Source organism: Sphingobacteriales bacterium (genome assembly GCA_016711285.1).
Lineage (GTDB): Bacteria > Bacteroidota > Bacteroidia > Chitinophagales > UBA2359 > JADJTG01.
This window is the reverse complement of the sequence record JADJTG010000017.1, coordinates 218,593-234,407: the sequence shown is the minus strand read 5'-3', so window position 1 is coordinate 234,407 and position 15,815 is coordinate 218,593. Positions and strand designations below refer to the sequence as shown.

8 protein-coding genes and 1 pseudogene are annotated in these 15,815 nt (G+C 43.8%); 7 read left to right on the top strand and 2 right to left on the bottom strand.

Annotated features, from left to right (window positions below; translation table 11 throughout):
- Window positions 1-114: 114 nt before the first annotated feature.
- A complete protein-coding gene (locus tag IPL35_16995) occupies window positions 115-1,554 on the top strand; it encodes an aldehyde dehydrogenase (protein ID MBK8444987.1) in 1,440 nt (479 codons plus the stop codon).
- A gap of 5 nt (window positions 1,555-1,559) precedes the next feature.
- Here IPL35_16995 and IPL35_16990 read toward each other — a convergent pair whose 3' ends face one another.
- Window positions 1,560-2,156: a riboflavin synthase gene (locus IPL35_16990; GenBank protein ID MBK8444986.1), complete on the bottom strand. Its 597-nt coding sequence runs from the start codon at window positions 2,154-2,156 to the stop codon at window positions 1,560-1,562.
- Between the two features lie 163 nt (window positions 2,157-2,319).
- Window positions 2,320-3,471 carry a cystathionine gamma-synthase gene (locus IPL35_16985; protein MBK8444985.1) on the bottom strand — a complete coding sequence of 384 codons (1,152 nt, stop codon included), beginning with the start codon at window positions 3,469-3,471 and terminating at the stop codon, window positions 2,320-2,322.
- A gap of 407 nt (window positions 3,472-3,878) precedes the next feature.
- Here IPL35_16985 and IPL35_16980 point away from each other — a divergent pair, with 407 nt between their 5' ends.
- The 6 genes and pseudogenes from IPL35_16980 (at window position 3,879) to IPL35_16955 (ending at window position 15,787) form a co-directional block, all read left to right on the top strand.
- On the top strand, window positions 3,879-4,604 hold the full coding sequence (locus IPL35_16980) for an SOS response-associated peptidase family protein (protein ID MBK8444984.1): 726 nt from the start codon (window positions 3,879-3,881) through the stop codon (window positions 4,602-4,604).
- A 205-nt stretch (window positions 4,605-4,809) separates the two neighbouring features.
- Window positions 4,810-6,312, top strand: a pseudogene (accC, locus tag IPL35_16975) (acetyl-CoA carboxylase biotin carboxylase subunit).
- A 325-nt stretch (window positions 6,313-6,637) separates the two neighbouring features.
- Window positions 6,638-7,090 (top strand): hypothetical protein, encoded by a 453-nt coding sequence (locus IPL35_16970; GenBank protein ID MBK8444983.1) that lies wholly within the window; start codon window positions 6,638-6,640, stop codon window positions 7,088-7,090.
- Window positions 7,091-7,115: 25 nt separating this feature from the next.
- Window positions 7,116-11,057 (top strand): hypothetical protein, encoded by a 3,942-nt coding sequence (locus IPL35_16965; protein ID MBK8444982.1) that lies wholly within the window; start codon window positions 7,116-7,118, stop codon window positions 11,055-11,057.
- A 193-nt stretch (window positions 11,058-11,250) separates the two neighbouring features.
- Entirely contained in the window at window positions 11,251-15,006 is a 3,756-nt protein-coding gene (locus IPL35_16960; GenBank protein ID MBK8444981.1) for a hypothetical protein, read from the top strand.
- Window positions 14,972-15,787, top strand: a complete 816-nt coding sequence (locus IPL35_16955; protein MBK8444980.1) for a hypothetical protein — start codon at window positions 14,972-14,974, stop codon at window positions 15,785-15,787. The genes IPL35_16960 and IPL35_16955 overlap by 35 nt, the downstream gene beginning before the upstream one ends.
- Window positions 15,788-15,815 lie beyond the last annotated feature (28 nt).

Sequence of the window (15,815 nt, the reverse complement as noted above, 5' to 3'; positions counted from 1 at the left end):
AAAAAATACATAATTAAATAATAGCCAGTATAATATACTTTGTTAATAGTATTTAATTTATTTGGTGTATAAAAAACATAAAAACCGTATTTTTGCATACTATTTTTTTTTATTATGCTCACACTTCACAATTATATCAATGGCGCGTGGCTACCACCTCAACAGCAACAATATTTTGATAATATCAATCCGGCTACAGGGGAGGTGAGTGGCAATATCCCCGATTCTGATGCTGCCGACATAGAGCAGGCAGTGGCAGCAGCGCAGGCGGCTTTTCCGCAGTGGAGTGCGATGCCCCCCGATATGAGAGCCAAACACCTGCTCCAACTCGCCGCCGCCATCGAACATCATTTGGAGCATTTAGCCGCCGCCGAAAGTGCCGACAATGGCAAACCCATTTCGGTGGCACGCAGCGTAGATATTCCGCGTGCTGCCGCCAATTTTCGTTTTTTTGCGCAAGCCGTCACTCAGTTTTCCACCGAAACGCACCACCAACCGCATTTCCTCAACTACACATTGCGCCAGCCTATTGGTGTAGTCGGCTGTATTTCGCCCTGGAATTTGCCTTTGTATTTGTTTACATGGAAAATTGCCCCTGCTTTGGCAGCCGGTAATTGTGTAGTTGCCAAACCTTCCGAAATTACGCCCGTTACCGCCTATTTGCTTTCCAAATTGTGCGAAGAAGTGGCTTTTCCGAAGGGCGTGTTGAATATTGTGCATGGCAGTGGTGCGCGGGCGGGGCAGGCAATTGTGGAGCATCGCGGTATCAAAGCTATTTCATTTACGGGCGGCACTGCCACCGGTCGCAAAATAGCCCAAACTGCCGCACCTTTATTTAAGAAAATCTCTTTGGAATTAGGAGGCAAAAATCCGGCTTTGGTATTTGCTGATTGCGATTTTGACGCTACTGTTTCCGAAATCACGCGCTCTGCTTTCTCCAATCAGGGGCAGATTTGTCTGTGCAATTCGCGTATATATGTAGAGCGAAGCATTTACGAGCCTTTTAAAACGGCTTTTATAGAAAAAGTAAAAAAATTGCGCACAGGTAATCCTGCTTTGCCCGATACTCAGATAGGAGCAGTGGTAAGCGAAGCCCATCGCGATAAAATTTTATCGTATATCGCTTTGGCGCAGCAAGAGGGTGGGCAAGTGCTGTGTGGGGGCACAACAGCAACAGTGGAAGCACCTTGTCAGAATGGATTTTTTATACAACCCACCGTTATAGAAGGTCTTACTACGCAATGTCGTGTAAATCAGGAAGAAATTTTCGGTCCGGTGGTCACTTTGCAGCCTTTTGATACCGAGTCCGAAGCCCTGATGTGGGCAAACAGCAGCGACTACGGGTTGGCAGCTACCGTATGGACTCAAAATTTGGAGCGGGCGCATCGCTTGGCAGAAACCCTGCAAAGTGGTATCGTGTGGGTAAATTGCTGGATGCACCGCGACTTACGCACACCTTTTGGCGGTGTAAAACATTCAGGTGTAGGGCGCGAGGGCGGTTTTGAAGCACTTCGCTTTTTTACCGAAGCCAAAAATATTACTATTCGCTACTAAAATATTTAAGTGTGTCGTTGCCTTTGGTGCAGTGCCGCAATATACTTGCCGATGATGTCAAATTCTATATTGACGCTATTTCCTGTTTGAATGTTTTTGAAGTTGGTGTGTTCGTAAGTGTAGGGAATAATTGCCACCGAAAAACCGGATTCCGAAGCATCTACCACCGTTAGACTTACTCCATTGACGCAAATAGAGCCTTTTTGTACCACCAAAGCCTGTGGAGAAGGCGTAAAGGAAAAGCGATAATACCAACTGCCATTTTGCGGCTCTACCGCTTCGCAACGCCCCACACCATCTACATGCCCTTGCACAAAATGACCATCTAAGCGGGCATCGGTGCGGAGGGCACGCTCCAAATTAACTTTTTTACCTATATGCCACGAGCCTAAATTTGTTTTTTGCAGCGTTTCATACACGGCGGTTACGGTATGGCTTTGCTCACCGAGTGCCACCACCGTCAAACATACCCCATCGTGTGCAAGGCTCTGGTCTATTTTTAAACCCGCCGAAAGCGGCGAAGTCAGGGTGAAATGCACATTGCTGCCCTCGTGCCGAATTTGTACGACTTCTGCTAAACTTTCAATAATTCCGGTAAACATGCGCTGCATTTAATCATTAAAAAAAGCAAAAATATTGCCGCCTTATTTTTTATAAAAAAAACAACAAACAATAAAATATTTAATTGATAAGTATGTGATTATCAATTAAAAAATAATAATATTTTATATTTTAAACATTGATTGCGGCAATATTAAAAAAATGTTAAACTTTATCCAATGCTTGTTGTAAATCTTCTATTAAATCATCAATATCTTCAATGCCCACACTTAGGCGGATAAGCGAGTCACTTACACCGGTTTTGAGCCTTTCTTCCAAAGGAATGGAGGCGTGTGTCATGGTGGCAGGATGCCCAATTAAAGATTCTACGCCGCCGAGCGACTCCGCCAAAGAAAACAGGTGTGTGCCGCTCAATACGGCGGTAGCACTTTCCATGGTATCTTTTTTTAGTGCAAACGATACCATACCTCCGAAATCGCGCATTTGTTTGGCGGCAATATGGTGGTTGGGGTGCTGTTCAAAACCCGGATAATTCACGCTTGCCACTTTGGAATGTTGAGCGAGAAAAGCGGCTACTTTTTTAGCATTGGCGCAGTGGGCGTTCATACGCAAATGAAGGGTTTTGATGCCGCGCAAAATCAAAAAGGAATCAAAAGGACCCGGTGTAGCACCACAGGCATTCTGGATAAATTTCAGGTCATTGTGTATTGTATCGTCATTGCACACAATCGCACCCAATACCGAATCGCTGTGCCCGCCCAAATATTTGGTGGCGGAGTGCGTAACGATGTCCGCACCGAGCAACATCGGACTTTGCAAATAAGGCGTGGCAAAGGTATTGTCCACTACTACTTTTATTGCGGGAGAAAAATGATGAGCTAATGTTGCAATTGCTTCAATATCAACGATATTAAGCATTGGATTGGTAGGTGTTTCTATCCAGATGAGGCGTGTTTGCGGGCTTAAAAATTTCGCTACATTATCGCTGTCGCGCATATCTACAAAACGAAATTTGATGCCGTATTTTTGGAATACTTTTGTAAAAATCCTGTAAGTGCCGCCGTAAAGGTCGTTGGTAGAAATTACCTCATCGCCGGGTTGCAGGAGTTTGGCAATAGCATCAATAGCTCCCATTCCGGTGCTGAAACACAAACCGAAGCGGGCGTGTTCGAGTGCGGCGAGATTTTCTTGCAATACGTTGCGGGTGGGATTTTGAGTACGCCCGTATTCGTAGCCCTGATGCACGCCGGGGCTTTCCTGCACATAGGTGGAGGTTTGAAAAATGGGAGTCATGATAGCTCCGGTGGAAGGGTCGGGTGCAATGCCCGCATGAATGGCTTTGGTGGCAAATTTCATATTTTTTTATTCAGAAAAAACTTAAACATTCACAAATGCTGAATGTAATTATCAATAGAAATGGTTACGCGATTAATTTATTTTCTGTAAAGAAATGAAGCGACAAAGGTAGTAATTATTGTGCTAAACACTGATAAAACTGTTTTTTTAAGATTTTAAAACAAAATAATGCCAAAAAATCAACATCAATTTTAATACTGAAATGTTGCCACAAATAAATCGGTTTGCCATTTTATTTCTTTTATGGCGATACTTTTGTGTTGTTTTTTATTACAAACAATTAAAAATCAATATTTTATAGCTAATAAATTGTACAATTTTGTTAATCAAAAGGGAATAATATTTGGCGCAATAATAAAAAGCTATTTTTACACACAAAATTACCGAAAACCAACTACTGTAAAATTATGTGTGGAGTATTCGGACAAACACGCCTTGATTTTTCGGCAACCGATTATGTGCATCATTTGCCTATATTATTGGATTCGCCCATTATTGCCGGAAAAGTGCCGCCGGCGCACAACATTTGGACGGGGATGTATGCTCTAGTAATAACCGCCGATACGCCGACACAATACGAGGCGCAACTTTTTGGATTAACACCTTCGTGGGCGAAGAAGAAGATGTATTTGTTCAATGCCCGCAGCGAAGGCAAACTCAACGAAACCAACGATACTCATTATAGGCATGCTGCCAAAGCCGGTATCTACGAAATGCCTTCTTTTCGTGGAGCGGTGCAATATCGCCGCGCTGTGTTGCCCGTTGATTATTTTGTGGAAGGAACTGTAAAAGAGCGACTCAATGAACCTTTTGTTGTGCGCCGACAGGATAAGAACCCTCTTTTGCTGGGCATTATTTGGGAGGAGTGGGCAGATGCCACTACGGGCGAACTGCTACGGGCTTTTTCTATCATTACCACGCCCGCCACCGCTTTATTGCAAAGTCTGCCGCATCATCGTTCTCCGCTTGTTATTGAGCCCAAAATGTTGCCTCTGTGGTTGGATAAAAAAGCAAGTCCGGCACAAATTACGGCGTTGCTCTATGCCGCCGACAGCAATGAATGGGAGGCAAAAAGAGTAGCATCTACATTAAAAGACCGCAGCAACCGCCCCCTTATTGAAATGCTGCACTGACTTGTTTTAGGGCAGGTGCACATCTAAAATAAAAAAAAGAGGTGAAATTTAAAAATCAAAACATCAATAAGGAATTTATAAAAAATTGATAATCAATAACTTTTTATGCTGTATTTTTTTTAAAAAAATATTTTTATGCCCTAGTATTCTTTTATTAAGAATAAGCAATTATATTTGACAAAATATAGTAGGTATTTGTTTTTTTATGAAAAAGATATTGGTAGCCAATCGGGGCGAAATTGCTTTGCGGATTATGCGTTCTTTGCGTGAAATGAACATCACGACAGTGGCGGTATATTCCGAAGCCGACCGTACTTCGCCCCATGTATTATATGCCGATGAAGCCTATTGTATCGGTGCGCCGCCTTCGTGTCAATCCTATTGAAGAGGTGAGCGTATTATTGAAGTTGCACTGAAAAGCGGAGCCGAAGGCATACATCCGGGGTTTGGTTTTTTGAGCGAAAATGCCCAGTTCGCCCGCGATGTTCAAGCCGCCGGACTTATATTTATAGGTCCTTCGCCCGAAGCCATAGATATGATGGGTAATAAACTCACTGCAAAGGCGGCGGCGGCACAATACCAAGTGCCCTTGGTACCCGGCACTGAAGGTGCTGTCAGCGATGTTGCCGAAGCCTTGCGCTTGGCACAGCAAATCGGTTTTCCCTTGTTGATAAAAGCAGCAGCCGGCGGCGGCGGCAAAGGTATGCGCATTGTGCGGCAAGGCAGCGAATTGGAGGAGCAAATGAAACTTGCCATCAACGAGGCACAATCCGCTTTTGGCGATGGCGCAGTTTTTATAGAAAAATATGTCACCGCCCCCCGTCATATAGAAATACAAATTCTCGCCGACCAACACGGTAATACGCTTTATTTGTTTGAGCGCGAATGTTCCATACAACGTCGTCACCAAAAAGTATTGGAAGAAGCACCTTCGGCGGTGGTGTCGCCGCAAATGCGCCAAGCAATGGGCGAGTGTGCGGTGCGTATTGCTCAAGCTTGTAATTACGCAGGAGCCGGTACAGTGGAGTTTATTGTAGATGAAGACTTGAATTTCTATTTTTTGGAAATGAATACACGTCTGCAAGTAGAGCACCCCGTTACCGAGATGATTACAGGTATTGATTTGGTAAAAGAGCAGGTACGGGTAGCACGCGGCGAAAAATTGCGTTTCCGACAGGAGGATTTACAAATGCGCGGACACGCTTTGGAGCTTCGTGTATATGCCGAAGACCCCGCCAACAACTTTTTGCCCGATATCGGCACTTTGCAAACTTATATAAAGCCCGAAGGCGCGGGCGTGCGTGTTGATGATGGCTTTGTACAAGGTATGGATATCCCTATTTATTACGACCCGATGATAGCCAAACTCATCGTGCATGCCGAAGACCGTACCGCCGCCATTGCCAAAATGAAACGAGCCATTGACGAATACCAGATTACAGGCATCACTACTACTTTATCCTTTGGAAAATGGCTCTTGGAGCAGCCCGAATTTATAAGTGCCGATATAGATACACATTTTATACAAAAACATTTTACTGCCGAAAAATTACAAAATTCTGAAAACGACACAACAGCCCTGCAAATAGCAGCACAAATAGCAATATATGCTTGGGAAAAACAGCAAATCAATAACCAACAAAAAACAACATCTTTTGTACAAGAAAAACAAGGAAGCTGGAAACGAAAACGCTCTTTTCTTCGCTAATTTTATAAATAATCCCTGATTGCTATTTTTTGACAATACTTTTAAAATTGATAATAATATAAAATACTGCCAACAACTATATACCCGATTTTTTCAAGGCTATGCACTGATAGAGTATTGGGTAATTAAAAAAACAAATAAACATAATATATTGATAATGAACGTAATAAGGTTTTTTATTAAAAAAAAAATCTTACTACGTTATTAATCTTACAAAAGAATATACTATATTTGTCTGAAAAGTAAAAATATTATATATTTTAATTTAAATAACCAAATTTTTGACCAAATCCTATTTTTTAACCAATTAAATTTTTCAAAACAAATGAAAAAATTAATGCTATCTCTTATGCTCGGCGGCCTAGTGCTTGCCTTGAGCAGTAATGATGTGAGTGCGCAGGCACAGAGAGTATCTCCTGCAAAAGATGTACTTGTGAAAAAAAGAGTTGCAAGTAGCTCATCTGATAATGTTAGTCAGAATAATAATTCAGTTGTAGCAGTGTCGAAGATTAAAGAGAATACGACCGATACACCTAAAGGAACCAAAGTAGGGGCGTTAAGAGCAACAACTCCTTCTGCCAAAGCAGTTGCTCAAAACAAGCCTTTTGAAGAATTGTATGCCGGGGAAAAAGTTTTTATGGAAGATTTGAAGCAAAAAAATCCAGATGTGTACAGAGAGTATCTGAGCTATCGCGAAACAACCAAACTTGCTCAATTAAGCAACGAAGAAAAACAAAAAGCAATTACATCTTTTAAAACTATACGCGGATTAAAATAATTATCTACCCAAAAAATAAAAAACAATGAAAAATATACTTTATACAATATTTTTAATACTAATAGCTTCAAATGTCGCTTACAGTCAATCAGATGTTTGTTCCGTCATAGCAAGTCTTCCAGAGTTAATCCAGAGTACTTCCTGTGTAACTACAAGCGGAAGCACCAGTACTGGCTTTACGGATAGCGGAACAACCACTTGTGTGAATGGAACCGAAGATGATGATGGTTGGTATCGTTTTGTAGCTACAGCAACTTCCGCCACAATTACTGTTGATGGGGCAAGTAACTTTGATGGTGTCGTGGGGCTGTTCACGGGTTGCGGTACGGGGCAGATAGGCTCATGCATAGACAATACAGTAAGTGATGGTATTGAAACTTTATCTGCAACAGGTTTAACTGTGGGCAACACCTATGTAATTCAGGTATATGATTATTCTACAGGCGGCGGCGAATTTACCATTTGCGTAACAAGTCCTCCCCCTCCACCCGCTAATGACAATTGTAGCGGAGCTATATCGGCTACTGTAAATACAGATGATTCTTGTACATCAACGGTAACAGCGAATACCGCAGGAGCCACAAATTCCGGCGTAACTCCATCAGGGGCTTGTACTTCCAATTCAGGAACCCCTGACGACGATATTTGGTTTTCGTTTGTAGCCCCCAGTACTTCTGTTCAAATAATAGGAACAAATGTTTCTGGTAGCACAGATGTTTACTATCAAGTATTTAGCGCAGCTTGTGGCGGTACAACTACTGTTATTTGTAGCGATACTAATTCCGGAGTAACTGCCACTGGTTTGACAGTAGGAGCTACCTACTATCTTCGTTTTTATACTTGGGGTAGTGGTGTAACTACTAATTATACGCTTTGTTTTAAAGTTCCCCCTCCCCCCGCCGATTGTACTGATGTAGATTCAGTAACTCCGGTATGTACCGATACCCCCCTTACCTTTCCGGCAGGTGTAAATCAAGTTGCTGCCCAAACCACCAACCCTAGTATAGGATACGATTGTCTTTTATCCACTCCCAATCCAGCTTGGTATTACTTAGAAATAGGCACCAGTGGTACGCTTTCCTTTGATATTTCTAACTCCGCCAGTTTGGACGTGGATTGGGCTGCTTGGGGTCCTTTCTCAGATGTTAGTGATTTAACAACTAACTGCGGTACAGGCGGCACTCCTTTTGATGCCCCCATTGACTGCAATTTTTTAACAGCGAGTAGTGGTGTCATTGATTTGGGTACTGTAATTGCAGGAGAGGTATATGCAATTTTAGTGACCAATTTTAGCAATAGTCCCACGAACATCACTATGGCAACCACAGCAGGAAGCACAGGTTCTACAGATTGCTCCATTCTTCTGCCATGTGATATAGGCGCAGATACCGGAAATGATGTAGCTTATTGCTATGGAGAAACCCCCGGACCCATTGGAACAGATTTGAATTATGATGATACTGGTTTTGATGCCGGACCAAATGCAACGGCAAATGCAGCAGTAATGTTTGCTGAAATTTGTGGAGTTTATAATCCGGCAGATGACACTACGCCCGGAGACCCTACTTCAAATATTAATTATACCGGATTTTTGGTAGGTCAAAGTTATCCATATAATCCGGGTTTAGCCACTGGAGTTGATGGGGAAGGTACAGGATGCGAGTTTATAACCTTAGTGCCTATGACAGTTATAGATGCTAGTGTAAGCCCTGTTTTGGTAGATGGAGATCCTGCTAATATCTGTACAGGCACACCATTACGAATAGATTTTCGCCCCGAAATCACGGCAAGTGGTTCTTATGACTGTGGGGCAGACGAGATTGTATTTACACCAGACGGTGGATCTCAAGATGATGGAACACCAGTAGCTGGAAATTATACTGTTGATATTTTGCCTGATCCTAATACCGAGAGTGGGCAAAGTGTTGCAAGTGGCGCAAGTGCTACATTTACTAATTTAGCAAATGGAAGTTACACTATTACAGTTACGGATAGTGATGGTTGTACGCAAGATTTTGCTTTAAATGTAGCTTGTGCAGGTTGTCCTGTTATAGACTACTCAACTCCTATGGCAGTATGCAGTGGTGAGGCTATTGACTTTACGGTAGGTGCTGGTTGTACCGGATTTACAGGTTCGGGCAACACTGGTACATTTATTGATATTTATTATTATTATGATGGTACTACAACCCAAGCACCGGCAGGCTATGAAAGCACACCTTTGCCGTTCGGTGCTACCTACCCTGATCCGTTTAATGACGGAGATTTAACTCCTATTGTTAGTGACGGCTTGTGTGTTAATCAACAAGATTTGGGCTGGACTAACAATACTTGCGCACCTTTTATAGCATCTTATTTTGCTTTTGTTTTTGATTATGATACGGATGCTAACGGAGATACCTTTGGAGACTATACTTGTAGTGTATATCGTTATGATGTAACCATCTATCCTGCCCAACCTACCGCTTCCGTAACCAATAATACAGCTTGCGGACAACCAACCGTGAAACTTTTGGCAGCAGATGGAACAACCGAATGTATAGCAGATGCTCCTTTTGGTACAGCAGCTACAGCAGTTTGTGCTACAGGAAATACAACTGAAAACTCAAGTGGAACATTTACGGCAGCACAAATTGCTACTGCCTTAGGTGGTGTTGCCACTTGTTATGTAGATGAGCCTTATAGTGGTTCTTCATCTTGCCCGAATGTAGCCCCTGCAACAGCTGATGCGGGAACAAATGTAAGTACAACTTGTACAGACCCTATTGCTTTGGCAGCTATGGGTACAGGTACTTGGAGCGGTGGAGCCGGAGCCTTTAGCAGCACCACAGACCCTAATGCAACATATACGCCAACTACCGGCGAAGCCGGAAGTACCGTTACACTGACTTGGACGGTAGCAGGTACGGCTCCTTGCCCCGATGCAACGGATATGGTGGACGTAACAGTAGCAGCTTGTCCGGCTTGTCCTGATTTGTCTATGGCAGCACCGATGGTGCAAATTACGAATAGCAGCTGCTCTACCGTAGGAGGTACTCCTTCCGGTGGCTCTATCAATGCACCTGCCGCTGCTTGTCCAAGTGGTTCTTCCATTCAATACTCTTTGACCAACAATGGAACTGATTGGTCTGCGGTTTTGCCTACTTACGATCAAGACGGTCCTGCTCAGACGGTTTACACACGTTGTTTGTGCGGATTAGACGGTTCTACGGCAAGTCCGGCTTCTAGCTTAGCTACTGTTCCGGGTACTTGCCCTGCGCCTAGCTTTACATTTACTATTACCGACCCTTGCTCTTGCAATAATGACCAACCTGCCGATAATGCGGCTTTGAATGGTGTAGGTTCATTTGCAGAAACAGTAACTGTGAACACCGGTGCAGGCGCAGCAGGTGCTGGTTTGAGTCTTTATGTAAGTGCTATCAGTGCACATACAGGAGCTACAGCACCAACAGGTATTGCAGTTAATGATTTATTAACAGATAATGGCGATGGCACATACTCTATTACATTTACGCATTATGATGGTACAGGATACACAATAGAAGTATCTTGGGATCAGGATAATGATGATAATCCGGCTACAGGTACTCAACAAGCAGTAGGAACAGAGGGCAACCGTTGCGGTTATCCATCTGCCAATATAGCTGCTTTGGGTCCTTTTGATAATTGTGCCGCACAAGCTGATGTGGCATTGTCTGCAGTTATTGTTGATGGTGGCGGAATCGGTGCTTCTGTTTGGGGCGGAACCGGCGTAAGCGGTACTAATTTCAATCCTTCCGGCTTGGCAGTAGGTACAGCAACCATTAATCTTACTTATACAGGAGCCGATAATGGAAATGTTTCTCCTGATAATGGAACTACAGTAGTATATCCCGGTTGCGAAGCAACTTCTACCGAGAATGTTACTATTACAGCTTGTCCTCCGCCTGCTTGCAACGCGGACAACGGAGACTGGACTACCCCTTAATAGCTTTACGACAAAGTCCTTTATTTTGTTTTCACAAATAAAGGACTTTGTTATGGTTTCATAAAGGTATTTTTATAATTTTCGGCGTATTTACTTTCATATAAAAAGTAAATATCTTGTGTTTTTTTATCATCAATGATGAATCTTGATTGCCGAATTTTATATATTATTAACATAATAATTTTAAAACCGAATGAATTATATTTTTTATAATAAAACCAAAAAAGCAAGGGGATTTCCTATTCCGTCTATATCGCCGAGGCAAATATTCTATTTGTTGATGTTGCTGATATGTATGGTGGGGAATAACAGCCGTATTTGGGCGCAGTGTACTGATGTATATTTAGATAGGGACTATATTAGGGTACAAACTGTCAATTATACCAATACGTCTGGGTATGCCTTGTATTTTTATTTAACTTTGACAGATGGTACAGTAGTGCAGGTATCCGATGATCAAGTTAGCGATGGAATTTATTATTTTTCATCAGCTGGTCTTAGTGTCGGTGCAGAATACAGAGTACATGCTTTAAGTTATGACACTGCTCTTGAACCGACATTTGTGCCATCTTCTTTAATGAATATTAATGATATTGCTGCACAGATGCCTTCGGGTTGTTTTAATACAGACTTTCAGACAGATTATCTCTGTTATAATATTTTGCAAAGCATAGCTTGTGTTCCTGTTGAAGTTTGTATAGGAGATGCGGTAGTTCATACTGTAAGTGACCCCGATGGACCGGATAATGATAAAACAACCATGTATGTGTTGGTTTCAGCAGGGGCGGTTGTAGCAACGAATACTACGGGAGATTTTACGGCTGATATTACTACCAATGGAGCAGGGGATTATGAGTTTTATGCTATTACTTATGACCCTGCGAATCCTCCTTCATTTTTACCCGGAGCAACAATGCCTACGGTGGATATGATGACTGCTGAGGCAAATGCAGGTGTTTGTTTTAATGCTGATATGCTCTCCAGCTATCGTTGCGTTACAGTAAATGCCTTACCAATGGTAACGATAGCGGACCAGACAATATGTGCAGATGTTACGACAGTAGATTTGAGTGCATTGGAGCCTGCGGCTTATGTAGGAGGAGTATGGACAGATGGCAGTGCGGCGTTGGTAGCAGATGCTACTGCGGCAGATCCTTCCACAGGTCCGTTCACCTATACCTACACCGATGCAACAACGACTTGTTCTGATACGGCAGTAGTAGCATATACGATTACTCCGTTGCCGGATGCAAGTTTCACAATGATGAGTTTTTGCGAAGGTGCGGCGAGTTTGGCAGCAACAATTACCGGAGATGCAGGTGGGATATTTTCCTTTGATCCTGCCCCTGCGGACGGAGCAACTATTGATGGCATTACGGGTGTTATCAGTGGTGGCACGGCAGGGACAAGCTATTCTGTGAAATATGCAGTAACAGTGAATGGTTGTTCGGACAGTACCATCGTATCAGTATCAGCGACAGCTTGTGCTTGTACACCGGTAGTCATCTGCGATGGCGATGATTTGATAAGAACCGTTAGTGACCCGAATGGTCCGGACGATGATAAAGTAACGACTTATATATTGACAGATGGTTCAAATGTGGTGGTTACGACGAGTGCGAGTGGCGATTTCACGAGTTCAGTAGTCGGCGGGAATACCTACAATATATACGCATTGACGTATGATGCTGCGGCTCCACCGAGTTTTATGCCTTTGTTGGCAGGAGCTACAATGCCCACATCGGCGGAGTTAGCAACAGAGACAGTATGTTACAATACAGATTTTCTGACGGATTATTTGTGTGTAACGGTGAATATGTTACCAATGGTAACGATAGCGGACCAGACAATATGTGCAGATGTTACGACAGTGGATTTGAGTGCATTGGAGCCTGCGGCTTATGTAGGAGGAGTATGGACAGATGGTAGTGCGGCGGTGGTAGCAGATGCTACTGCGGCAGATCCTTCCACAGGTCCGTTCACCTATACCTACACCGATGTAACAACGACTTGTTCTGATACAGCAGTAGTGTCATATACGATTACTCCGTTGCCGGATGCGAGTTTCACGATGATGAGTTTTTGTGAAGGTGCGGCGAGTTTGGCAGCAACAATTACCGGAGATGCAGGTGGGATATTTTCCTTTGATCCTGCCCCTGCGGACGGAGCAACTATTGATGGCATTACGGGTGTTATCAGTGGTGGCACGGCAGGGACAAGCTATTCTGTGAAATATGCAGTAACAGTGAATGGTTGTTCGGACAGTACCATCGTATCAGTATCAGCGACAGCTTGTGCTTGTACACCGGTAGTCATCTGCGATGGCGATGATTTGATAAGAACCGTTAGTGACCCGAATGGTCCGGACGATGATAAAGTAACGACTTATATATTGACAGATGGTTCAAATGTGGTGGTTACGACGAGTGCGAGTGGCGATTTCACGAGTTCAGTAGTCGGCGGGAATACCTACAATATATACGCATTGACGTATGATGCTGCGGCTCCACCGAGTTTTATGCCTTTGTTGGCAGGAGCTACAATGCCCACATCGGCGGAGTTAGCAACAGAGACAGTATGTTACAATACAGATTTTCTGACGGATTATTTGTGTGTAACGGTGAATATGTTACCAATGGTAACGATAGCGGACCAGACAATATGTGCAGATGTTACGACAGTGGATTTGAGTGCATTGGAGCCTGCGGCTTATGTAGGAGGAGTATGGACAGATGGTAGTGCGGCGTTGGTAGCAGATGCTACTGCGGCAGATCCTTCCACAGGTCCGTTCACCTATACTTACACCGATGCAACAACGACTTGTTCTGATACGGCAGTAGTGGCATATACGATTACTCCGTTGCCGGATGCAAGTTTCACAATGATGAGTTTTTGCGAAGGTGCGGCGAGTTTGGCAGCAACAGTTACCGGAGATGCAGGTGGGTTATTTTCCTTTGATCTTGCCCCTGCGGACGGAGCAACTATTGATGGCACTACCGGTATTATCAGTGGTGGCACGGCAGGGACAAGCTATTCTGTGAAATATGCAGTAACAATGAATGGTTGTTCGGACAGTACCATCGTATCAGTATCAGCGACAGCTTGTGCTTGTACACCGGTAGTCATCTGCGATGGCGATGATTTGATAAGAACCGTTAGTGACCCGAATGGTCCGGACGATGATAAAGTAACGACTTATATATTGACAGATGGTTCAAATGTGGTGGTTACGACGAATGCGAGTGGCGATTTCACGGGTTCAGTAGTCGGCGGGAATACCTACAATATATACGCATTGACGTATGATGCTGCGGCTCCACCGAGTTTTATGCCTTTGTTGGCAGGAGCTACGATGCCCACATCGGCGGAGTTAGCAACAGAGACAGTATGTTACAATACAGATTTTCTGACGGATTATTTGTGTGTAACGGTGAATATGTTACCAATGGTAACGATAGCGGACCAGACAATATGTGCAGATGTTACGGCAGTAGATTTGAGTGCATTGGAGCCTGCGGCTTATGTAGGAGGAGTATGGACAGATGGTAGTGCGGCGTTGGTAGCAGATGCTACTGCGGCAGATCCTTCCACAGGTCCGTTCACCTATACTTACACCGATGCAACAACGACTTGTTCTGATACGGCAGTAGTGGCATATACGATTACTCCGTTGCCGGATGCAAGTTTCACAATGATGAGTTTTTGCGAAGGTGCGGCGAGTTTGGCAGCAACAGTTACCGGAGATGCAGGTGGGTTATTTTCCTTTGATCCTGCCCCTGCGGACGGAGCAACTATTGATGGCATTACGGGTGTTATCAGTGGTGGCACGGCAGGAACAAGCTATTCTGTGAAATATGCAGTAACAATGAATGGTTGTTCGGACAGTACCATCGTATCAGTATCCGCGACAGCTTGTGCTGTACACGGTAGTCATCTGCGATGGCGATGATTTGATAAGAACCGTTAGTGACCCGAATGGTCCGGACGATGATAAAGTAACGACTTATATATTGACAGATGGTTCAAATGTGGTGGTTACGACGAATGCAAGTGGCGATTTCACGAGTTCAGTAGTCGGCGGGAATACCTACAATATATACGCATTGACGTATGATGCTGCAACTCCCCCGAGTTTTATGCCTTTGTTGGCAGGAGCTACGATGCCCACATCGGCGGAGTTAGCAACAGAGACAGTATGTTACAATACAGATTTTCTGACGGATTATTTGTGTGTAACGGTGAATATGTTACCAATGGTAACGATAGCGGACCAGACAATATGTGCAGATGTTACGGCAGTGGATTTGAGTGCATTGGAGCCTGCGGCTTATGTAGGAGGAGTATGGACAGATGGTAGCGCGGCGTTGGTAGCAGATGCTACTGCGGCAGATCCTTCCACAGGTCCGTTCACCTATACCTACACCGATGCAACAACGACTTGTTCTGATACGGCAGTAGTAGCATATACGATAAATCCATTGCCGGTAGTTCACGATGATGACTTTACGATATGTGCAGATTTTACGACAGTAGATTTGACGGCATTTGGCCGTAGGTTATGTAGGTGGGGATGGACAGATGGTAGTTCGTTGTTGTTAGCAGATGCTACGGCAGGCGGATCCTACGATAGAACAATATTGTTACGTACACCGATGCGACTACCAGTGGTGGATACAGCAGTAGTCTGCGGCTTATATGATAAATGCGTTACCCGTGGTAACAATAGATAGTACAGACGATATGTGCAGATGTTACGAC

Bases quoted from the DNA above. Each gene is read 5' to 3' on its own strand.
- IPL35_16995 (MBK8444987.1), top strand. From the start codon at position 115: ATGCTCACACTTCACAATTATATCAATGGCGCGTGGCTACCACCTCAA.
- IPL35_16985 (MBK8444985.1), bottom strand. From the start codon at position 3,471: ATGAAATTTGCCACCAAAGCCATTCATGCGGGCATTGCACCCGACCCT.
- IPL35_16960 (MBK8444981.1), top strand. From the start codon at position 11,251: ATGAATTATATTTTTTATAATAAAACCAAAAAAGCAAGGGGATTTCCT.
- IPL35_16980 (MBK8444984.1), top strand. From the start codon at position 3,879: ATGTGTGGAGTATTCGGACAAACACGCCTTGATTTTTCGGCAACCGAT.
- IPL35_16965 (MBK8444982.1), top strand. From the start codon at position 7,116: ATGAAAAATATACTTTATACAATATTTTTAATACTAATAGCTTCAAAT.
- IPL35_16970 (MBK8444983.1), top strand. From the start codon at position 6,638: ATGAAAAAATTAATGCTATCTCTTATGCTCGGCGGCCTAGTGCTTGCC.
- IPL35_16990 (MBK8444986.1), bottom strand. From the start codon at position 2,156: ATGTTTACCGGAATTATTGAAAGTTTAGCAGAAGTCGTACAAATTCGG.